Raw genomic sequence first — 20,854 nt, 5'->3', positions numbered from 1 at the left:
AACATAGCGTTGAAACGCATACATGTCAATGACTCAGTTTAGACCTGTAGTAGTTCTGGAATCACTATGCCTGCTTCATTTATTTCCTTCAGGATTACTTTACAGAGTTTATTGGCTAATGGTTCTTGATAGGGAAGTTGTACCCGAATGTAATTTTCCGTAAACCCTTCTATAACCTCATCATCTGCACCATATTCAAATAAAACCGTAGCAGTATGACCCAGGTGTTGGCTATAAAAGTGTCTAAGCTTTTTGTCCGAAAGGATCCGGAGCATTCTGGCCCGTTTTACCCGTTCTTTTTGGGGTACTACATCAGTCATGCCAGCTGCTATTGTATTATCGCGTTCTGAGTAAGGAAATACATGTATATAGGCAATAGCCAATTCATTTAAAAAATGATAGGTTTCTAAGAAATCTTCTTCTGTTTCACCTGGAAATCCAACTAGTACATCTACCCCTATGCAACAAGTAGGCATTTGTGCTTTTATATGGGCTATACGTTCCTGGTAGAGCGTTGTTAAGTAGCGACGGCGCATGCGTTTTAGAATCTTGTCGCTACCAGATTGTAGTGGAATATGGAAGTGGGGAACAAAGCGTTTGGAGGCAGCGACAAAATCTATAATCTCCTTGCGGAGCAAATTGGGCTCAATAGAGGAAATGCGAAAACGTTCTATCCCTTCTACTGCATCTAAGGCTTGAATCAACTCAAAAAAATTGGTTTGTCGTTTGGCATCAATGATACCAAAATCTCCTAGGTTGACGCCAGTTAAAACAATTTCTTTTACATTTTGCTTAGCAATCACTTGGGCTTGTGTGACTACTTCTGTAATGGTGGCACTTCTGCTAGGGCCTCTAGCCAGTGGTATCGTACAAAAAGTACAGGCATAGCTACAACCATCCTGTACTTTCAGAAAAGTCCTGGTGCGGTCTCCTATAGAGTAAGCAGGGGAGAAGGTTAACTTTTCTTTGATAGAGGCCACTTGTATGGTGGCTAATTCGTCTGATTTTTTTTTATGCCAATCGGTAATCCAATCCAGCAGTTTAAACTTTTCATGTGTACCGAATACCGCATCCACGCCTGGTATCGTTGCAATCTCTTCTGGCTTGAGTTGTGCATAGCAGCCTATTACAATAACAAAGGCCTCTGGTGCAGCTTTTAGTGCTTCCCTAACAATCTTTGCGCATTTATGATCTGCATTTTCTGTGACAGAGCAAGTATTTAAAACAAAAACATGCGGACGTTGTGCCAAGGTTACCGTCACAAATCCTGCTTCCGTAAACAATCGGCCAATCGCGGAGGTCTCAGAAAAATTTAATTTACAACCTAAGGTATGAAAAGCAACTTTTTTCATTCAGTTTTTCAAGTAAGGCATTGATAGGCTACTTTTTGCTTGATAAAAAAGTAGCGAAGCAATCGTTTTATTGCCGCAGTAGGGCCAGCAAGCAGCATAAGCGCTAAGTTAATCATTTTATCTTCTATATGGTAATCACCACTGTTATTTTCCCTTATTATAGCAAGTGATACAATGCCCCTGTAAAAAGTTTCGAAATAGAAGCCACCCCTTGCAGATGATTGGGAAAAACAGATTCCTTTGAAGCCCGCGCAGCGGGCGACTTCTGTTTTTCCATCTGTAAGGGGTGGGTTCCGGAACTTTTTGCCGAGGGCTTGATTTTTTGGCCACTTTTTTATCAAGAAAAAAGTGGAATACAATTCATTATTAACCAGTGACGTGAATAGATACTATCTATATCGGGCCAGACTTTTTATCGAAGGAGATAAGGGGCCCAGCCACAGGCGTGTATAGAATACTATAATACTTCTGTGTCCATCAGATGACACCATTAGACTTGAATTGCTATATTAGCTGTATCTTTACTTCCCTATGCTACTTTCAGCCACACTACCATCCCAAACCTTTGCATTAGCTATTTTGTCTTCTTGTAGTGCCAAGCGATAGACCTGATCTACAGAATCTACATAGTGAAATATTAAATTTTCACGGTAAATTGCTTTGATCTCTTGTACATCTTTTTTGTTTTTGCTGCTGAGTATAATCTCTTTCATGCCCACACGTTTTGCAGCTAAAATTTTCTCTTTGATACCGCCTACTGGTAGCACTTCTCCACGTAAGGTAATCTCTCCTGTCATGGCCAAAGCGTCTTTTACCTTTTTTTGCGTATAGAGAGAGGCCAGTGAGGTAAAGAGGGTAATCCCTGCAGAAGGACCATCCTTTGGTACTGCGCCAGAGGGAATGTGAATGTGTAAATCATAATTTTCAAAGACCCCATGCGATATGTCCAGGTATTGGTCATTGGCCTTTAGATAAGAAAGGGCAGTCATGGCAGATTCTTTCATCACTTCTCCTAAGTGGCCAGATAAATTCACCCTGCCTTTCCCTTTACTTAAAACAGATTCTATAAAAAGAATTTCACCGCCAGCTGCTGTCCATGCCAAGCCAACGGAAACACCCGGAAGGGGTGTGGTTTGGTAAGGCGTCTGGTCAAATGGTTCTGGACCTAGTAAAGCCAGCACATCTGATTGTTTGATTTTTTTCGTATAACTTTCCCCTAAAGCAATGGATTTAGCTGTCTTTCTACAAATATTGGCCAATTGACGCGATAGCTCACGTACACCAGATTCACGGGTATAACTTGCTATAACAGTAGCCAAGGCATCATCTTGTATAGCCAGATCAGTGGCTTTAAGGCCATGCTCTTTTCTTTGCTTGGGGAAAAGATACTTTTTAGCAATCTCTATCTTTTCTTCTAAAAGATAACCACTTACGTCAATGACCTCCATTCTGTCCTGTAAAGCAGCTGGAATGCGGTCCATAGCATTGGCAGTGGCTATAAACAAAATATTAGAAAGATCATAGGGTACTTCTAAAAAGTTGTCTACAAAAGCATTGTTTTGCTCTGGATCGAGTACTTCTAGTAGGGCAGATGCTGGATCTCCACGCATGCCATCTATTTTATCTATTTCATCTAATACAATAACAGGATTGGAGGTACCACTCTTCTGAATGTTATAGATGATTTTACCAGGCATGGCGCCAATATAGGTCTTTCTATGACCACGTATCTCAGCCTCATCATTTAACCCACCTAGTGCAATGCGGGCATATTTTCTACCCATTGCTTTTGCAATAGACTTGCCTAAAGAGGTTTTACCAACTCCAGGAGGACCACATAAACATAAAATAGGCCCTTTCATGTCTTTTTTTAGCTGTAAAACAGCTAAATACTCTAAAAGACGTTCTTTTACTTTTTCAATACCATAATGATCTGCATCGAAAATCTTTTTAGCTCGGTTCAAGTCTAGGTTATCTTTGGTATAGCTTTCCCAAGGAAGGTCTACCAGCAGCTCTGCATGGTTGATGCTAATCGAATAATCTGGACTATGTGGGCTGATCCGCTCCGCTTTTTCCAATGCTTTTTTAAAGTAATCGGCTACTTCTTTAGGCCATTGTTTTTTATTGCCTTTTTCACGCAATAGATCGATTTCATCAGAAAGGTCATTTTCGCCTAGTTCATCTTGTAGTACTTTAACCTGCTGCCTTAAGTAATAATCCCGTTGCTGTTGACTAATATCAGAATGTACTTTGTCCTGAATCTCTTTTTTAAGCTCTGAAATCTCTAATTCCCTAAGCAGGTGCTTTAAAAGTAGGTTGGCACGTTTGGTGCTATTGTTGGATTCTAGTAGCTTTTGCTTGTAGTGGATGTCGGTGTTTAAATTAGAAGCTAAAAAATAGGTAAGAAAGTCTAGGCTTTTAATGCTGGTGAGTACCGTTTGTGCTTCACTAGAAAGATCAGATCGAAATTTGAGGATTTTAATGGCAACATCTTTTAGAGATTGCATAAGCGCCAGCACCCTTTTATCCTCTTTATAGGGTTGGTCTTTGAGAAGTTGAATGGTAGCTTCTAGCCCAGATGGCTCTGTAAAGAGTTGAATCGTTTGAAATCTTTGCTTGCCATGCACCAAAGCAATCGTTCTACCATTTGGCAAACTGATGATTTTAATAATTTTGGCCAGTGTGCCTATTTTATAAATGTCTGTTTGCTTGCCTTCAAAGGTTTCTGGATTGCGTTGTGCAACGATGCCTAATAGGCCATCTCTTTCATGTATGGCTTCTATCAAGTGCATGGCTTGCCGTTCCTTAACGGTAATGGGTACAACTACATTGGGAAATAGGACTGTATTGCGAAGCGCCAATAGGGGTACTCGGGTGGTGCAATCAGAGGGTTGTTCTTTTTCGTCAGAGACAATCAACTCTACCATGCCGCCTATGCCATCCTCACCCCATGCAGAAGCAAGCCCTCCATCCATTATCAGTGACTTATTGAAGTACATATATTTGGTTTATCTATAGACCTTCTGCAAAACCTATTTCTAATGGCAATTTTGGTATCGAAGCTTGTCTATGCTCCTCAAATACATCTAGTATGCTGCGGTGCTCGACTGCGTTTCTCCTAAAAATTGCTGATCACAAATAGCTTTTGCAGAAGGCCTTATTATGCTGTATAATACTACAAGCAAATAATGTGCCAGAAAAGTGAAAACAATAGGCTACTTATAATAATTTAGAAATATCATTCCCCAATACATAAAGTGTAAGTAAAAGGATGAAAATCATACCCAATTTTTGGGCGATTTGTAAAAATCTATCGGAAGGTTTTCTGCCAGATAGTGTTTCATACAATATGCATAACGCATGCCCTCCATCTAATGCGGGAATAGGCAACAAATTGGCTAAACCCAACGCGATAGATAAATAGGCAACCAGCATCCAGAATCTATAGCCAATAAATTCATTGCCAAAGCTTTGGGCAATGCCAATGGGACCACTTAAAGATTTTTTCACACTGAGTTTACCTGTGATCAATTTCCAGATGGATAAACACTGCCCCTCCATCAACTTCAATGCTTTTGCTATACCAACGGGAATGGATGCTATAAATGAGTAGTTGAGCTGTTTATAATGATAGGGTGGTTGGGTTAATGCTACGCCTAATCTTTGCTCGTCCATTTGAATCTGAGTAGATTTTCTTACACCATCCCGCAAATAGACGATCTCGACTTCTTGGCCCAAACAAGTTTTAACTATTGCATGGAGCATTTCTATATCAAGAGTAGATTGGCCAGCTAATGCAAGGATTTGATCTCCAGCCATTAATCCTGCGCGTTCAGCGCTGCTGTTTGGACTAACGGATTGAACCACACAAGGATAAATAGGTCTTAACAAAAGGCCTTTTTTGATATCTGATAAATTTTCTATGGCATTTTCTGTAATGGGCAGCCTTAGGAGTGCTCCATCTCTATGAATGGTATAGTAGCTTTTACTGCGCAGCAAAAGATTGGGTGAAATCGTATCGTTAAAATCTTCAAAATCTTCTCCATTGATTTGAATAATCTTATCCCCTGGTTTAAAACCCATTTGTATGGCTAGTGCATTGGGCATAATGCCATATTTATTTACTTCATCTTTAGGCAAATAGGTATAGCCGATCAGATAGGTTAAACCAATCCATATAAGGATACCACTGATCAGGTTAAAAGCAATACCCCCCAATATGGTGATGAGCCGTTGCCAAGCTGGCTTTGAACGGAACTCCCAAGGTTGTGGGCTATTTTGCAAATGATCGGTAGTTAATGACTCATCCACCATGCCTGCAATTTGAACCGCCCCGCCTAAGGGAATCGACCCTAGAGCATATTCTGTTTCACCCCATTTTACTTTAAATATTTTGGGTGGGAAGCCAATCATGTAGCTGTTGACGCGCATTTTAAATAACTTGGCAAAAAGCAGATGGCCTAATTCATGGATGCCAACCATGATGAAGAGTGCTGCTAAAAATTGAATTGTCTTAATAAGGAATGCCATGTAGTATCAGTAAATAGTAAGCGTTATGTCCATAACAGTCCATAAATATAAGGATTTTTTTCTTGTTTTGGAGTGGTATTGCCAGAAGGCTAGGTGGATGCTAATGATAGAACCCTTATAAAATATAACTACTCAAATCTTTCCGTTTTATTAACCCAGCTAGTGCTTCTTGAACCATTTCTTTGGTGATTGTAATAGCTGTATGGGGGGCGATGGTATCGGGCACGTCGAATAGTATAGGGGTTAATAGATGGCTCATTACTGTTTGCAACCGCCTGGCACCAATGTTTTCTATCTCTTCATTGAGTAGATAGGCGGTAGCTGCAATTTCTTGTTTGGCTTCTGGGCTAAATATTAGGCTAACCTTTTCTACTGATAACAGCGCCTGGTATTGGATGGGTAATGCGCTTTTAGGTTCATCTAGAATCTTATAAAAATCCTTTTCTGAGAGGTTTTCTAATGTTACACGAATGGGAAAGCGGCCTTGTAATTCTGGAATGAGGTCAGATGGCTTGGCCATATGAAAAGCACCGGCTCCAATAAAAAGAATATGATCTGTTTCGATAGGGCCGTGTTTGGTTTGTACCGTACTCCCTTCTACAATGGGTAAAAGGTCGCGTTGCACCCCTTCTCGACTTACACCTGGGTTATTTCCTGGTCCGGTATGGGCAATTTTATCAATTTCATCTATAAAAATAATACCGGTATTGCTGGCTCTGGCTAAGGCTTCTTCTTTAACCGCATGCATGTCAATGAGCTTGGCCAGTTCCTCTGCTAATAATAGCGTACGTGCTTCTGCAATGGTTACTTTTCTTTTTTTAGTTTGCTTAGGTAAAAAGCTACTGAGCATATCTTGAAAGTTCATTACAAACCCTTCTTCCATAGCAGGCCCCATACCTAGATTATTTATATTACCAGAAGGAGGCACTTTGGCTACTTTAATCTCTATTTGCTGTTGATCCAGTGCGCCACTGCTGAGCTTTTCACGAAAATGCTCCCGAGTAGCATAGCTGCTTTGCTCTGTGCATGGGCCTGTTGTGCTTTGTGGATGAAGCGGAGGCAGCAATATATCTAAAATAATTTCTTCTACTTGCTGAGCCGCCTTGTGTTGGAGCGCTTCCATTTTTTCTGCCTTTACCATGGCGATAGCACGTTCCACCAAATCCCTGACCATGCTTTCTACATCACGCCCCACATAGCCTACTTCTGTAAATTTAGAGGCTTCTACTTTCGTAAAGGGAACTTTTGCAATTTTAGCCAATCGCCTAGCTATTTCTGTTTTGCCAACGCCAGTGGGCCCAATCATTAAAATATTGTTTGGAATAATATCCTCTTTGAGCTGTTCCGTAACTTGCATTCTGCGCCACCTATTGCGTAGTGCAACTGCAACGTTGCGTTTGGCTTCTGCCTGACCGATAATATATTTATCAAGCTCTTGTACAATTGCTTTGGGTGTGAGGGCGTGTGGATCGGTTGACATCATTTCTAGTTGGTTGGTCTATACAAGCTGCGCAATACCGTCTTATGTTCACGACGATAGGGCCGTTCTGTTGGCATCTAGCACTGCTTAAATTTACTAATTTTTGTCTTGTTTTTAAGCACACAAGCACAAAATAAGCGTTTTGAAGTTACCAGTGATCAATAGTTCCCTCGTGCAGACAAGATCAAAACTCTTTTTTCTTCTTCTAATCCTTGATAAATAAGCCTTTCTTTTTTATTTATCATTCGGGACCATTGCCCATACAAATCGTATTTTAAAGCCTCAGGCTTACCTGTACCCCCAATGGCGTCAACTTAAGGAATTTATTTTATTTTTTTACTCAGCATTGTGGTTGAAAACGCATTTTTTCTAGTTTTTTAAGGAACTTCATTACACGCCTGTGGCTTGGGCCCCTTATCTCCTTCGATAAAAAGTCTGGCCCGATAGTAAATAGCTGAATCGATATCTTTTTCAGCGGGAAAATCGTGAACTCAGCCCGCAAGCGGGCTTCACACAGACGATTTTCTAATCCGCTGAAAAAGATATCGCTCAGGTGTTAGTATTTTACTAGAGCGCCATTTTTTATCGAAGGAGACGCGGGGCTGATAATGATAAGAAAATCTATTGTGGCCGCCGATAAAGGAATGCGGTACTTCAGTAAAGCGGAAGTCTTTAAACAATCTGTTTTTCAGCGGATTAGAAAAACAGCCTGTTTGCAGCCCACGAAGTGGGCAAGTTCTGTTTTTCCCGCTGAACAATAGATTGTTTCATTGTCTTTACTGCGTGCCAAATCTTTTATCGGCGGCCATAAGTGCTGCGTATACCAATACTCCATGTAAAAAATGCTATTCTATTTAATAGTCAATAGATGTAAATAAATGATCTATGTTTACAAATCCAATAAAAACCATACAACACCCTCCTTTTTTGGCAGAGGTTGTTGCGTACTTAAATAAGTCTAATAGCCTGAAGAAAAGGCGCCTGTTGATATTTCCCACATGGTTGTCTATTGATTATTTTCAAACTTTGTGGACGCAGCAAGCTGATTGTTTGACTTTGCCTGAGTGGATGCTGATGCATAGCAAGCTGGCTCCCCTACCTACTTTGGCTTTGTTGAGCAGACTGCATAAACTAGCGCAGCATATTTTCAATAGAGCGGAATCCTTCGAGCAATTTTATAGTTGGGGGACTACTCTTTTAGAAGACTTTAATAAGATAGACAGCCACCTGGTCAATGGAACTGCGTTGTTTGCAGCCTTAATGCAGCACAAGCAACTGACCAGCGATGGATTTGTAACTCAACTCAAGGTTGGAACGCTACCACTATTTCAACAAAAAGAAGACCCTGTTTTTTGGAAACAATTGCCCCTGCTATATCAAGCTTTTAGAGAAAAGCTTATAGCGGAAGGTAAAGGGTATGAAGGGTTATGCCATAGCATGGCCCAACCTTTACCGGAAATAATGGATGCCTATCAGGAAGTAATCTTTATTGGATTTAATTTACTAACGCCTGCCCAAGAGCAGTTTATAAGGCAATGTCAGGCAGCTGTGGCGACTACTTTTTTCTGGGATGTTGATCCCCATTATTTAGATAATGGAGTCAATATAGCAGGCCATTACCTGCGTCAGCATAGGGAAAAAAAATGGTTTGACCATACTTTCCCTATGGGTACCTATTTGAATGATCCTAATAAAAAGGTTTTCGCAATAGAAGCATCTACTTCGGTAGCACAGGTGCAAGCAGTGATAGCAGCTTTAGAAGAAAAAACAGATGATGGAAAGCCAAGGTTTTTGCCTAGTCAAACTGCAATCGTGGTAAGTGGCAGCGATCTACTGATCCCTTTATTGGATCAGCTCTCTAACCTATCTATTCCGCTCCATTGTAGGTTGGATTATCCATTCCATGCTACGGTGATCTATACCTTAGTAGAGCAATTGGTAGCGCTTTGGGAAGCCTCTGTTGCAGGGAGTGAGCAAATATATCGCCATATGGCTAATCTCTTGGCATTATGGCATCCATTTGCGGAAGAGACGGTTCAGGCAGAGATCACTGTTATGCGCCAATCACTGGATGCATGTAAGCTAGTCGATCCCTTTGGCTTATGGCTCCATCAAGAAGGGCTGCTTCTCTACTTACAGAAGGGATTAACCTATATCTATACCCATTTTACGGAGACCAAGCAGTTGTTCTTGGAACTGAATAAAGCAGCATTGCATCATCTATTGGATTATATAGAGGGGCTAATGGCAGAAATGACCGACTGTTCCACTGCTTTTTTCTTAAATGGTTTGAAGCAGAGTAAGGTGCACTTCCATCAAGCAAACGCTTTAACGGGGCTCTATATTGTGGAGGTCTCCTACTCCCATAACTTAGATTTTGAACATATTTTTTTTCTGAATATGAATGAAGGGAGCTTCCCTAAGCTTACCCGTAATGACTCCTTTTTACCCTATAGTCTGTGTTATCATTTTGGGTTACCGTTGGTAGATAAAGTAGCAGAACATACAACTGCTTATGGCTTTTATAGATTGCTGCAGCGTGCTCAAGTTGTTTATTGTTATTATGCTCAAAAAAATCATTTAGATGGTTCTGGTGAAATGAATCGACTGTTGATACAATTGACTTTTGATAGTAAGTTAACCATAACACAGTCATGTCATGCCCTGCAGTTGTTCAAAAGGCCAATAGCTGCTATATCTATTGACAAGGATAGTAAAGTGATGGAGTTATTAGATAGGTTTCTCGGCCAGGAAGCTGCTTCCATCCTGACGCCTTCTGCGTTAACTACGTATTTGTCTTGTCCGCTTCAATTTTATTTTAGCTATTTGCTCCGCCTTAAGCAGGAGGTTGGTGCAACAGATGGCGCAGATGCCATCCAGTTGGGTATAATATTTCATGATGTTATGGCCAGGTTGTACAGCCCTTTTGTAGCGATGCAGGTGGATTCAAAGATGGTCGTACAGCTTAAATCAATAATAAAAACAAGGATAAAAGAAGCTATGGCTGCTCGGGGTGCAGTGTTCAGCACACCTATCTTGATCCATGCGCTACTGGACAAGTTGGTAGCCGGTATGTTGGACTTAGATGACGCAGATGGACCCTTTACCCTTTTGGGTGTTGAGGTAGCCATCAAACACCCCATGGTTTTAGATAGCAAGAGAAAGATCTGGCTTGGTGGTGTATTAGATCGTATAGATAGGCACAACCAGGTGATCCGTATTATAGATTATAAAACAGGATTGTCCAATTGCAAAATATCCAGTATAACCAGCCTGTTTGATCCTACTAAAATTAAAAAAAACAGAGCTGTTTTTCAGCTGTTTTTTTATGCTTGGCTTTTTCAGTCGCTACACGGAGCTGATTACCAGCAACCGATCATGCCTTACTTGATTTCTATTCGCGAGATTTTTTTGAAGGGTTATGCGCCTGGTATCTTTATGCAACAAGCTAATGGTGGCAAACAGTACCAACGGATCGAGGATGTTCAGGAATATGCACAACCATTTCAAGAAGGGCTCAAGGAGCTGCTGTTAGAGATATTTAACCCTGCAATACCTTTTACCCAAACAGAAGACTTAGAAATATGTCGCTATTGCCCATATGTGCGCATTTGTCAAAGGGATTAGTTGATCTGAACCGTTTTTTGTGTTAACACGATTTAGTTATCTCAAATTTTACATGAAGTATTGGTATACGCAGCATTTATGGCCACCGATAAAAGATTTGGCGCGCAGTAAAGGCAATGAAACAATCTATTGTTCAGCTATTTACTATCGGGCCAGACTTTTTATCGAAGGAGATAAGAGGCCCCAGCCACAGGCGTGTAATGAAGTTCCTTAAAAAACTGGGAAAAATGCGTTTTCAACCACAGTGCTGAGTAAAAAAATAAGACAAATTCCTTAAGTTGACGCCATGGGTTGTACGGTATTGGGGTGTTGGGCGGGATTGAGGACTTAACATAGGCCTAATATCTTAAATACTTCGCGAATACTAGTTTATATAACTTAAGGCCATTGTGATAGAAAACAAAAATTTAATAAAGAGGCGAGCTGTATCTATTGCAATGGTTTCAATTTATGTTAGGTCATATAAAACGAAATTGATGAAATATATATATGTAGTCATCAGGGGGACCTTATTAACTTTTTATGGAATTATGGTCATTGCAGTTTCTAAAGTCCATGCAAAAAATCTTAATGCAGTTAAGAGGGATTATAGAAACTGGGTAGACTATTTGTGCACGAATTGTGATTATCGTGATCATACAGAACCAAAAGATATCTATAAATATGGATGCAAGTGGGGTACCTGGGTCACTTTTCCTAATAAAATAGCAGCGATAGAAGCAAAGGTAGGGCCTTGGAAACCCCCGGAAGCATTGTTTCGTTCTCAGGATTTTATTGCTATGTATAAACATCCTGGTTATTATTGGAAGCATGTTTTGGATTATCTGTCTGATCCGAATTATACTGAAACACAGAAAAAGATAGCAATATATGGCTTAGAAAATTTGTCATACGAGCCTTATTTATCCTTTGCAAAATCATGTTACAAACTCTATAAACACCAACGTCTGAGTGAAGCACTGCTAGAAATGGTATTAAGTTTTGAGTTTCTGCGCATACATCCACTTGTAACAGCACTACGATATAAGTACGAAAAATCTGTTATTGAACCTTTTTTGCGAGAAATACAGTCTTATATAGGTGATACTACGGCTGTTGGATTACAAATTGAAAAAATCTTGTCTGGTAAATTGGCAGAAGACTGGAACCAAAAGAAAGCAAGCAATTATATAGATTATCGAAATCGATTACCTTTCTCGAAGACTATATGTGATGCATATAAAGATTTTGTAAAATATATGAAGACTTGGTGGGAGGGTTGTTTAGAGCCTTATAAGCCTCCTTATTTTCTAATGATTCGTGACCATCCTGGCGATTACTATATGATGGGTGTAGAGTCAAAAGATATAGTAAGGTTTTTAAAAGATCCTACTCATACTAGTATGGAGAAGCGATTGGCTATTTTCGCTATGCAGGAACTATGGGAGACTGCTTATAGTCAATTGATTGAAAGTGCATGTGGTTTGTACTACCTGGATCACGTATCTGTACATCTTATGGAAGACTTACTACACTATAGTTTTCCAAATTTTTGTAAATATCCATTTTATATATTGGATTATAAAGCAGCTCAATATACTTTAAATAAATTTATATCTATTCCTACGCTACCTTGTGGCTTAAAAGAGATGGCCAAAAAAATAAAGGATGGCACATTAGCTACACCTGAAGAGATGGCTTATATAGAAGGATACAGAACGTTTTGTCAAACACACTTTATCTTATATGAAACCATATTACCACTTAAAGACCGTGTGAAGAAACAGCGTCAAGCAGTGAAAAAATAGACTTTATTCTATCACATTAGTATCTATTCACCACTGTGGCAGAAAATACGTTTTTTCTAGCTTTTCGTGAGTATCCATTCATCACTGTGATTACGTTTTTCTGAAAAAGCAAATAGCTGACCAAGTACCCGCCCCGCGTCTCCTTCGATAAAAAATGGCGCTCTAGTAAAACACTAACAGCTGAGCGATATGTTTTTTAGCGGATTAGAAAATCGTCTGTTTGAAGCCCGCTTGCGGGCTGAGTTTACGATTTTCCCGCTAAAAAACATATCGATTCATCTATTTACTATCGGGCCAGACTTTTTATCGAAGGAGATAAGGGGCCCAGCCACAGGCGTGAATAGACACTCACATTATTCCTCTTCTTGTTGCGTTTTATCTATGAGTTGTGGATCCAACACCTTACTGGTTCGTGCGCCTAATAATTTCATTTTTTGTGCTCTGGATACCAAACTTCCTTTTCCATCGTATAATTTTTTAGTAGCCTCTAAATAGTTTTTTTGTGTTAAATCCAATTGGCGTCCTATGTTTTTAATATCTTCTGTAAAAGCAACAAATTTGTCATATAAGGCACCGCCTTGTCTAGCAATTTCTACAGCATTTTGATTTTGATGGGCTTGTTTCCATAAGTTTGCAACGGTGCGCAGGGTGGCTATTAAATTGGAAGGAGATACGATTACAATATTGCGTTCATAGGCTTCGTTAAAGAGCATGCCCTCTTCTTGCACAGCTAGTGCAAAGGCTGGTTCAATGGGTATAAACATTAAAACAAAATCCAAACCTTGCAGGTTATAGAGCGATTGGTAACGTTTCTCGCTGAGTGTTTTAATATGGCGTCTAATAGAGAGAATATGTTGCTTGAGGTGAAAAGTCCGCTCAGGCGTATGTGCATTATTAAAAAATTTTTCATAGTGATTTAAAGATACTTTTGCATCAATCACAATATTTCTGCCTTCGGGAAGGTTAATGATAACGTCTGGTTGAAAGCGCTGGCCATCTTCTGTTGTAATAGAGGGTTGAATCACATACTCTCTATTTTTAACCAGTCCCGATTGCACCAGAATGTTTTCTAAAATAAACTCGCCCCATCCCCCTTGCAATTTTGAATCTCCTTTAAGCGCCTTGGTTAGCCCTTCAGCTTCTTGTGTGATTTTTAGGTTGAGGTCATGTAGTTGTTTGAGTTCGGTCCGTAAAGCCACATTTCTTTCCAAATTTTCTTGGTTATACTGGGTTACTTGTTGTGCAAAGGTCTTAATTTTCTCGCTCAGTGGCGTCAATAATTGTTCCATTTGGAGCTGGCTATGATCTGAAAATTTTTTACTTTTTTCTTCTAAAAGTTCATTGGCTAAATTTTTAAAATGGATGGTGAGTTGGCTTTGGAGTTGTGTAACTGATTGTCCTTGTTCGGCTATTTTGTTTTCTAAATAGCTATTATGTGCCAGAGCAGTGGCTAATTCTTTACTGGTTTGTAAGTGTTGTTCCTGTAAGGTATGGAATTGATTTTGGTTTTCTGATGCATGTTTTTCTAGACCAACAATATTATTTTGTAGGGTTGCAATGGCTACTTTGTATAGAAGGGTTGCGATGCACCATCCGATGATGAAGCCAATGAGGCATGCAATGATACAATAGACTATCAAGGAAGACATAGTAACCCGGTAAAGATATTCATTAGACCAACATTTTTAGGAGTAGTGCAAGGGTCTCCTTTAGTTTGCGTCTATCTACAATCATATCTAAGAAGCCATGTGCCAATAAAAATTCTGCCGTTTGAAATCCTTTTGGCAGTTCTTTGCCTACTGTTTCGCGAATGACACGTGGTCCAGCAAAACCAATCAATGCACCAGGCTCAGCCATATTGATATCACCCAACATCGCATAGGAGGCACTGACGCCACCTGTAGTGGGGTCGGTAAGCAGCGAAATATAAGGAATTTTAGCTTGTGCCAATTGTAGTAATTTGGCAGATGTTTTGGCCATTTGCATCAGTGAAAAACTGCCTTCCATCATCCGTGCACCACCAGATGTGGAGATAATCAATAGGGGGGTTTGGTAGGCCAAACAATGGTTGACCAATTGGGCTATTTTTTCACCTACTACACTACCCATGGAACCGCCAATAAATTTAAAATCCATGCAGGCAATGGCAAGGGGTAGGCTATGGAGCTGGCCATAGGCTGTGCGTATGGCATCTGTTAAGCCGGTTTGCGCTTCTGCTTGTTTGAGGCGTTCTGTATAGGGCCTGTTGTCTACAAATTTAAGCGGATCTGCAGATCGGAAGGTTGGGTTGAGTTCAGTAAACTTGCTCTCATCAAATAAGATGGAAAAATATTCTTTGGACCCAATTGGTAGATGATGGCCATCATCAGGCACAACGTGTAGATTTTCCTGTAATATTTTACTGTGTATAATTTTCCCTTTGGGTGTTTTTACCCAAAGCCCATCGGGGGACTCTTTTTTGGCAGAACTGGGGGTTAGAATGCCTTTCTTTTTTCGTTTAAACCAGCTGAGGTTCTCGTTCATTAAACTCATAAGATCATATAATGGGTGATGATGGCACAACAAATAGGCCTCGTAAGAGATCTAGTGATGGTCCAACCATAGGGCTAAGATACAGTTTTTATCAAAAAAACGATGGGTTGAAAATTTTATCGGTTTTCCGGGCGCATTTGTGGGAAAAATATTACATCTTGAATAGAGTTTGAGTTGGTCATAATCATCGTTAATCGATCTATACCTATGCCAATACCTACCGTTGGGGGCATTCCATAACGTAAGGCTTTTAAAAAATCATGATCTACCACCATAGCCTCTTCATCGCCCCGTTCGCCTAATGCACGTTGTTCTTCTAACCTTTGTTGTTGATCGATTGGGTCGTTTAACTCAGAGAAGGCATTGCAGATCTCTTTACCTGCACATATCACCTCAAATCGTTCTGTTAAAGCTGGATTGTCTCGATGCCGTTTGGCCAAAGGGGACATTTCAACTGGATAATCGGTTATAATGGTAGGCTGAATAAGATGTGGTTCACATTTTTCTCCAAAAATTTCATCTATAATTTTACCTTTAGCTAGATTATCCGCCACATGGACATGGAGTTGATGGGCTACTGTGCGCAATGCTGCTTCATCCATATTGCTTACATCATATCCGGTAAAATAGTGAATGGCTTCAAACATGGTAAAACGCTTCCATGGCCGTTGGAAGTTGATCAGATGGGGACCAAATGGAACCGTTGTATGACCATGTAAGGCTAGTGCTACCCCTTCTACCAATTCTTCCACGTAGTCCATCATCCAGATGTAATCTTTGTAGGCAACATAGAGCTCTACTTGGGTAAACTCTGGGTTATGAAAACGGGACATCCCTTCGTTTCTAAAATCTTTAGCAAACTCATAGACCCCTTCATATCCTCCAATAATTAATCTTTTTAAATAGAGTTCATTGGAAATACGTAAATATAAGGGTATGTCTAGCGTATGGTGGTGTGTGGTGAAGGGACGTGCAGATGCCCCACCATAAACGGGTTGTAGAATGGGCGTTTCTACTTCTAGATATCCTTCACGATGTAAGAAAGATTTAATGGTATGAATCAATTTAGCCCGTTGTTCAAATACTTTTCGTATGTCTGGATTAACGATTAAATCAACATACCTTTGGCGATACCGTTGCTCTGGGTCTGTAAAGGCATCGTGTACTTTTGTACATTCTTTAGTGGCTACCTCTTTGACAATCGGTAAAGGAGCAAGTGTTTTGGTTAACAAGCGCAGGTGGGTGACATGCACCGCTATAGCTCCTACTTGAGTAGTAAAGACAAATCCCTGTACTTCAATGATATCACCTATATCCAGCAACCTTTTAAATAAGGTGTTATAGTCGCTTTTATCTTCTCCTGGACAAATAGTATCGCGCTGTACATAGAGTTGAATGCGTCCACTAGCATCTTGTAGTTCTACAAAGGAGGCTGCGCCCATAATTCTGCGGCTCATTATACGACCTGCCAGTATTACATGGCTATAGTTTGCTTTATCCTCCTCTTTGTAGTGCGCAAGAATCGTCGCCGCTTTGGCATTGATCGGCGCAACAAAGGCTGGATAGGGGTTGATCCCCATCGATTCTAAAAGCGCTTTTTTTTGTGTTCGAATAATGGCTTGTTCGCTCAGTTCTTGCATCGTTTTAGTATAGTTATCAATAAGGTAGCTGGCTATGGACAGGCAACAGCAGTCTATGGCCATGTCGATAATAATCATTCATTAGGGACTTACCTAATTTACACTTTTATTTTTAATAAGTTCTATACTTTTATAGTAACCTTTATTTTGTTTAATTCTTATTTATAGTGCCCGTAGCCAATCGATTATGTGCCAAATTTCTTTATCGGTGGTCATAAGGTGGGGCAGTATGCTCATCATTTACAGACCGCTTTGTGCACGTCTGAGCTAAAATATGTTTTCCTTTATCTTGCTTTTTATTTAAATTTGATTTGGCTATTGATTTTTTGTTGAGAATGTATAAAAGAACCGTTTATCTTATTGTATATCTATTGGTTTGTCCCCTTTGCGTTTTGGCTGAGCCTGTAACCTATCAGGCTGATCGGTTGGAAGGTGATCTGGTCAACGATAAGCCCTGTAAAAAACTAGAAGGAAATGTAGTCTTTACTTTTCCTACCAACGGTATGGTACTGACAGCTGATAAAGCTTATAAATATGATGATCAGGAACTGATAGAAGCAGAAGGTAATGTAAAAATTGTAGACCAACAAGGTGGCGTGATAACGAGTGAGGTGTTAATATATGATTTAGCACAGAAGCAAGCTATATTCGAAAATAATGTAAGTTATGCATCTAAAAAAGCCACCTTTTATACCCCCAAGTTAATTTATAATGTAGAGAAAAGACAAGGCAAATTTTTACAAGGAGGGAAACTGGTACAGGATCAAATGGTTGTAACCAGTAGGATGGGTTTTTATGATGGGGTCAACCATCGGGTTACTTTTTCAAGAAAAGTGGCATTGGTAGATCCTAGTTATACACTCCATTGCGACCAATTGCATTACCATACTGAATCAGAAAGCGCTTACTTTCAAGGAGCTACTAAAATTGTCCATCAAGATGGTGTGCTCACAACGGCTAAAGGAGGCCATTATCTGCTGCCTACAAAACAGCTTATATTTGACCAAGGGACACTGACTACAGAAGCCATCATACTGACTGCCGATCGCTTAGAAATGGTCCATGAGCAAGATTGTCTAGCTACTGGCCATGTTTCGCTTCGTGCGCGAAGGCATGATGCAGTGATTGTTGGTGAGAAGGCTAGTTATTCTGAAAAAGAGAAAAAAGGCGAGATAACGGGCCATCCATTATTAACAAAGGTAGTCCATGATGAGCCCCTCTATTTACGTGCCGATACCTTTGTTGTTTTAGAAAAAAAGATAAAAAATCAACCATCAGAACAAGAAATCCATGCTTTGGATCATGTTAGGCTTTACCAAGAAGAGCTACAAGGCATAGCAGATGGAGCTGTTTATAATACCAGTAAAAATACCATTCATTTACAAAATAAACCAGTTATTTGGTGTAGCAACTATCAGATTACAGGAGAAGCGGTTTACCTGGTTATAGAGGAAGAAGAACAGGTTAAACTATTTGTCGGCAAAGATTTATTTATGGCATCAGCAGATCCAGTTGGCCATTATAATCAAGTAAAAGGGCATAAGATGGTTGCCTCTTTTAAAGAAGGTGCCATTCAAAAAATGTCGATAACTGGTAATAGTGAAAGCCTCTATTTTGCTCTTGGAGATAAAAATGAGTTAATCGGTATGAACCATATCAAGTGTGATAGCATGGAAATGACTATGGTCGATAATGCATTGGAGCAGATGACATGCAAACCACAGCCGCGCGGTAGCTTTTATCCTGCAGAAAAAATTGAAGCAACACAAATGAAATTAGATGGTTTTGAGTGGCATGGAGAAAAATGGCCCACTAAGGAGAATATTTTAGAAGGGCTTCCCAAACATGCAGCAGATAAAAGCTAAACTTCCATTTAGACTAATATCTAGAAATTTAATATCTTTACATGGCGTAGTGGCCTACTACTAGGTTGGCTTTTTTATATTTTGCTCATGCACTTTTCAGTACTGCCTGAAAAGTAAAAAATAGCATATAAATTTCTTTATAAACTTTAGGATTTTTCCATGAAAGAGCATACCATTAACCCATCCCTTATATGCAGACTCAGGTGGCTATTTTTGCTGCCCTGCATTTTAGCAAGCCATGCCCTGCTTGCTACGCCTCCAACGCATAGTACTCAAATTGAACAAAAAAAAGAAGAAGTAGTGCGATTCTATGCGGGCAAACGTTATGCAAAAGCGCATGAGCAAATAGATTCCCTTTTACCTATGTTAAAAGATAGAAAAGATCGTTCCAAGTTTGAACTGTACCAAGCTTATTGTAATTTCCACGAAAAAAAATATTTGGTTAGTGCCCATCAGTTTCACTTGTTTGCCAAACAATATCCATTTTTTCCTCAAGCAGAAGAAGCACTTTTTATGCGAGGCTATAGTTTGGCCTCTGAAAATGTAGATATATGGTTAGATCAAACAACCACTTATGATGCCATGCGTTGTTTGAAACACTATTTAGCTGTTTATCCAACCGGTGCTTATGCTCGTAAAGCTTCCCATGCTTTGCAAAAATTACAAGAGCGCCTTGTGCAAAAAAGTTTCCAAGCTGCTGCGTTATATGTTCGGTTAGGTTACTATAATGCTGCGATTGTAGCCCTAAAAAACTTTGAGCAAGCCTATCCAACTACTTCTTTAAAAGAAAACCTATTGCGGCTATTGATAAAGTGTTATGACAAGTTAGCGATGCAAGCAGGTGATGTGGGAAAAAAACAAGCATTTATAGCAAATAGTGCACACTGTGTTCAACAGTTAGACCAGTATTTGAATGAAAAGAAGTGTGATGTGGTGGATAAAAAATAGAAAGATAATATTCTAAAATAGAATAAAAAATTTGTTTTGATTATATAGCATATATTTACGATTATGAGTTTGAATAAAAAAGTATATTTGGTACCTAGAAACATACATGAGCTGATTGGGCCTACTGGTAATATTTATGAAAGCACTGTTATCATTACCAAACGTGCCAAGCAGATTGCTGTGAATATGAAGGATGAGCTCGATCGAAAATTGGAGGAGTTTATTTCTATTATTGAAGAAAAAGATAGTATAGATGCGCAGCGTCAATATGAGATTACCCAGCATTATGAAAAGCTTCCTAAGCCTGTTCTAGAAGCCACTACCGAATTTTTAGAAGGAGGTATTGCCTTTCGCTATATTGATGAAGCGGGAACCTCAGCGTAAAGGAAAGCATTTGTATTATTTTTGGGTCGCGCTCTATTTGTTATCTGGGTGTGGCCTCCAGCAGGATAGCAGACACTCGTTTGATGTAACCGGTCTCTGCACTTCTTTTCCTGCCTGTTTCTCGATGCAAGCCTCTTTACATTTTATAGGCTCCCACCATGTCTGCCGCCTTCGTGTGCGCTGTTGTGTAACATATGACCAACAAATTGCCTTTTTAGTCAAAGGTCCCTTTGGTGTAGAACTGATGCGTGGTGTCATCGATAAAAAAGGCGTAACAGTGGTAGATCGGTTGCGTCGTCTTGTCTACCAGTGGGATTATAAGCGCATCAGGGAGCAGTATCATTTCCCTTGTCATTATGCACTCATTCAGTCATTGCTGTTGGCGAAAGTTTGTAGCCCTATGGAGGATGATCTATCTATATCAGATGCACTGCCTGCCCATTTATCCTATACCTACGATGACCTGACACGTAAGGTTATAGCACTTCAATTATCCGGCACTAAATCGGGTGATTTTCTTCGCTGTTTATACCAATACAAAATGGTAGAAAATAGCCCTTGTCTGTCTGGGAGTAAAATAGTCTTTTCCATCAAAGAGAAGGGAAGGCTTTATCGGGGAAGGGCAACATTACATAAGCTTCATTTCAAGAAGCTGAAAAAGCCCAACATTCAATTGACTATACCTCCTTATTATCGTAAATAAATAATG

General features: G+C 39.8%; 14 protein-coding genes. 6 read left to right on the top strand and 8 right to left on the bottom strand.

The genetic code is table 11. The features are described from left to right. Positions 1-38 precede the first annotated feature (38 nt). The 5 genes from mtaB to AAHM81_RS00890 all read right to left on the bottom strand — a co-directional run bounded on the left by mtaB (position 39) and on the right by AAHM81_RS00890 (position 7,628). On the bottom strand, positions 39-1,352 hold the full coding sequence (gene mtaB, locus AAHM81_RS00910) for a tRNA (N(6)-L-threonylcarbamoyladenosine(37)-C(2))-methylthiotransferase MtaB (protein ID WP_342265496.1): 1,314 nt from the start codon (positions 1,350-1,352) through the stop codon (positions 39-41). A 521-nt stretch (positions 1,353-1,873) separates the two neighbouring features. Then, a complete protein-coding gene (gene lon, locus AAHM81_RS00905; RefSeq protein ID WP_342265495.1) occupies positions 1,874-4,351 on the bottom strand; it encodes an endopeptidase La in 2,478 nt (825 codons plus the stop codon). Positions 4,352-4,571: 220 nt separating this feature from the next. After that, positions 4,572-5,882 (bottom strand): RIP metalloprotease RseP, encoded by a 1,311-nt coding sequence (gene rseP / locus AAHM81_RS00900; RefSeq protein WP_342265494.1) that lies wholly within the window; start codon positions 5,880-5,882, stop codon positions 4,572-4,574. A gap of 115 nt (positions 5,883-5,997) precedes the next feature. Beyond that, positions 5,998-7,362 carry an ATP-dependent protease ATPase subunit HslU gene (gene hslU, locus AAHM81_RS00895; protein WP_425286269.1) on the bottom strand — a complete coding sequence of 455 codons (1,365 nt, stop codon included), beginning with the start codon at positions 7,360-7,362 and terminating at the stop codon, positions 5,998-6,000. Positions 7,363-7,520: 158 nt separating this feature from the next. After that, the gene (locus AAHM81_RS00890; protein ID WP_342265492.1) at positions 7,521-7,628 is read right to left on the bottom strand and encodes a hypothetical protein; all 108 of its coding nucleotides are present in this window, start codon (positions 7,626-7,628) and stop codon (positions 7,521-7,523) included. A gap of 619 nt (positions 7,629-8,247) precedes the next feature. Here AAHM81_RS00890 and AAHM81_RS00885 point away from each other — a divergent pair. Then, complete coding sequence (locus AAHM81_RS00885; protein ID WP_342265491.1) at positions 8,248-10,989, top strand: PD-(D/E)XK nuclease family protein; 2,742 nt, start codon at positions 8,248-8,250, stop codon at positions 10,987-10,989. A 476-nt stretch (positions 10,990-11,465) separates the two neighbouring features. Next, positions 11,466-12,776, top strand: a complete 1,311-nt coding sequence (locus AAHM81_RS00880) for a hypothetical protein (RefSeq protein ID WP_342265490.1) — start codon at positions 11,466-11,468, stop codon at positions 12,774-12,776. A gap of 353 nt (positions 12,777-13,129) precedes the next feature. On the opposite strand, the gene AAHM81_RS00875 is transcribed toward AAHM81_RS00880, so the two are convergent. The 3 genes from AAHM81_RS00875 to lysS form a co-directional block, all read right to left on the bottom strand. Next, positions 13,130-14,425 carry a DNA recombination protein RmuC gene (locus tag AAHM81_RS00875; RefSeq protein WP_342265489.1) on the bottom strand — a complete coding sequence of 432 codons (1,296 nt, stop codon included), beginning with the start codon at positions 14,423-14,425 and terminating at the stop codon, positions 13,130-13,132. A 22-nt stretch (positions 14,426-14,447) separates the two neighbouring features. Beyond that, positions 14,448-15,308 (bottom strand): acetyl-CoA carboxylase, carboxyltransferase subunit beta, encoded by an 861-nt coding sequence (accD, locus tag AAHM81_RS00870; RefSeq protein WP_342265488.1) that lies wholly within the window; start codon positions 15,306-15,308, stop codon positions 14,448-14,450. A gap of 116 nt (positions 15,309-15,424) precedes the next feature. Beyond that, positions 15,425-16,948 (bottom strand): lysine--tRNA ligase, encoded by a 1,524-nt coding sequence (gene lysS / locus AAHM81_RS00865; protein ID WP_342265765.1) that lies wholly within the window; start codon positions 16,946-16,948, stop codon positions 15,425-15,427. Positions 16,949-17,283: 335 nt separating this feature from the next. Here lysS and AAHM81_RS00860 point away from each other — a divergent pair, with 335 nt between their 5' ends. From AAHM81_RS00860 to AAHM81_RS00845, 4 genes are all read left to right on the top strand, one after another. Next, complete coding sequence (locus AAHM81_RS00860) at positions 17,284-18,813, top strand: OstA-like protein (protein ID WP_342265487.1); 1,530 nt, start codon at positions 17,284-17,286, stop codon at positions 18,811-18,813. A 159-nt stretch (positions 18,814-18,972) separates the two neighbouring features. Continuing rightward, positions 18,973-19,761, top strand: coding sequence for an outer membrane protein assembly factor BamD (locus AAHM81_RS00855; protein WP_342265486.1), 789 nt, complete (start codon positions 18,973-18,975; stop codon positions 19,759-19,761). Between the two features lie 63 nt (positions 19,762-19,824). Continuing rightward, complete coding sequence (locus AAHM81_RS00850; protein ID WP_342265485.1) at positions 19,825-20,145, top strand: DNA-directed RNA polymerase subunit omega; 321 nt, start codon at positions 19,825-19,827, stop codon at positions 20,143-20,145. Further along, positions 20,123-20,848 (top strand): DUF4292 domain-containing protein, encoded by a 726-nt coding sequence (locus AAHM81_RS00845; protein ID WP_342265484.1) that lies wholly within the window; start codon positions 20,123-20,125, stop codon positions 20,846-20,848. Before AAHM81_RS00850 ends, AAHM81_RS00845 begins: the two co-directional genes overlap by 23 nt. Positions 20,849-20,854: the final 6 nt, after the last annotated feature.

Source organism: Cardinium endosymbiont of Philonthus spinipes (genome assembly GCF_964030745.1).
Classification (GTDB): Bacteria; Bacteroidota; Bacteroidia; order Cytophagales; family Amoebophilaceae; genus Cardinium.
This window is presented reverse-complemented; position numbering and strand designations above follow the sequence as displayed.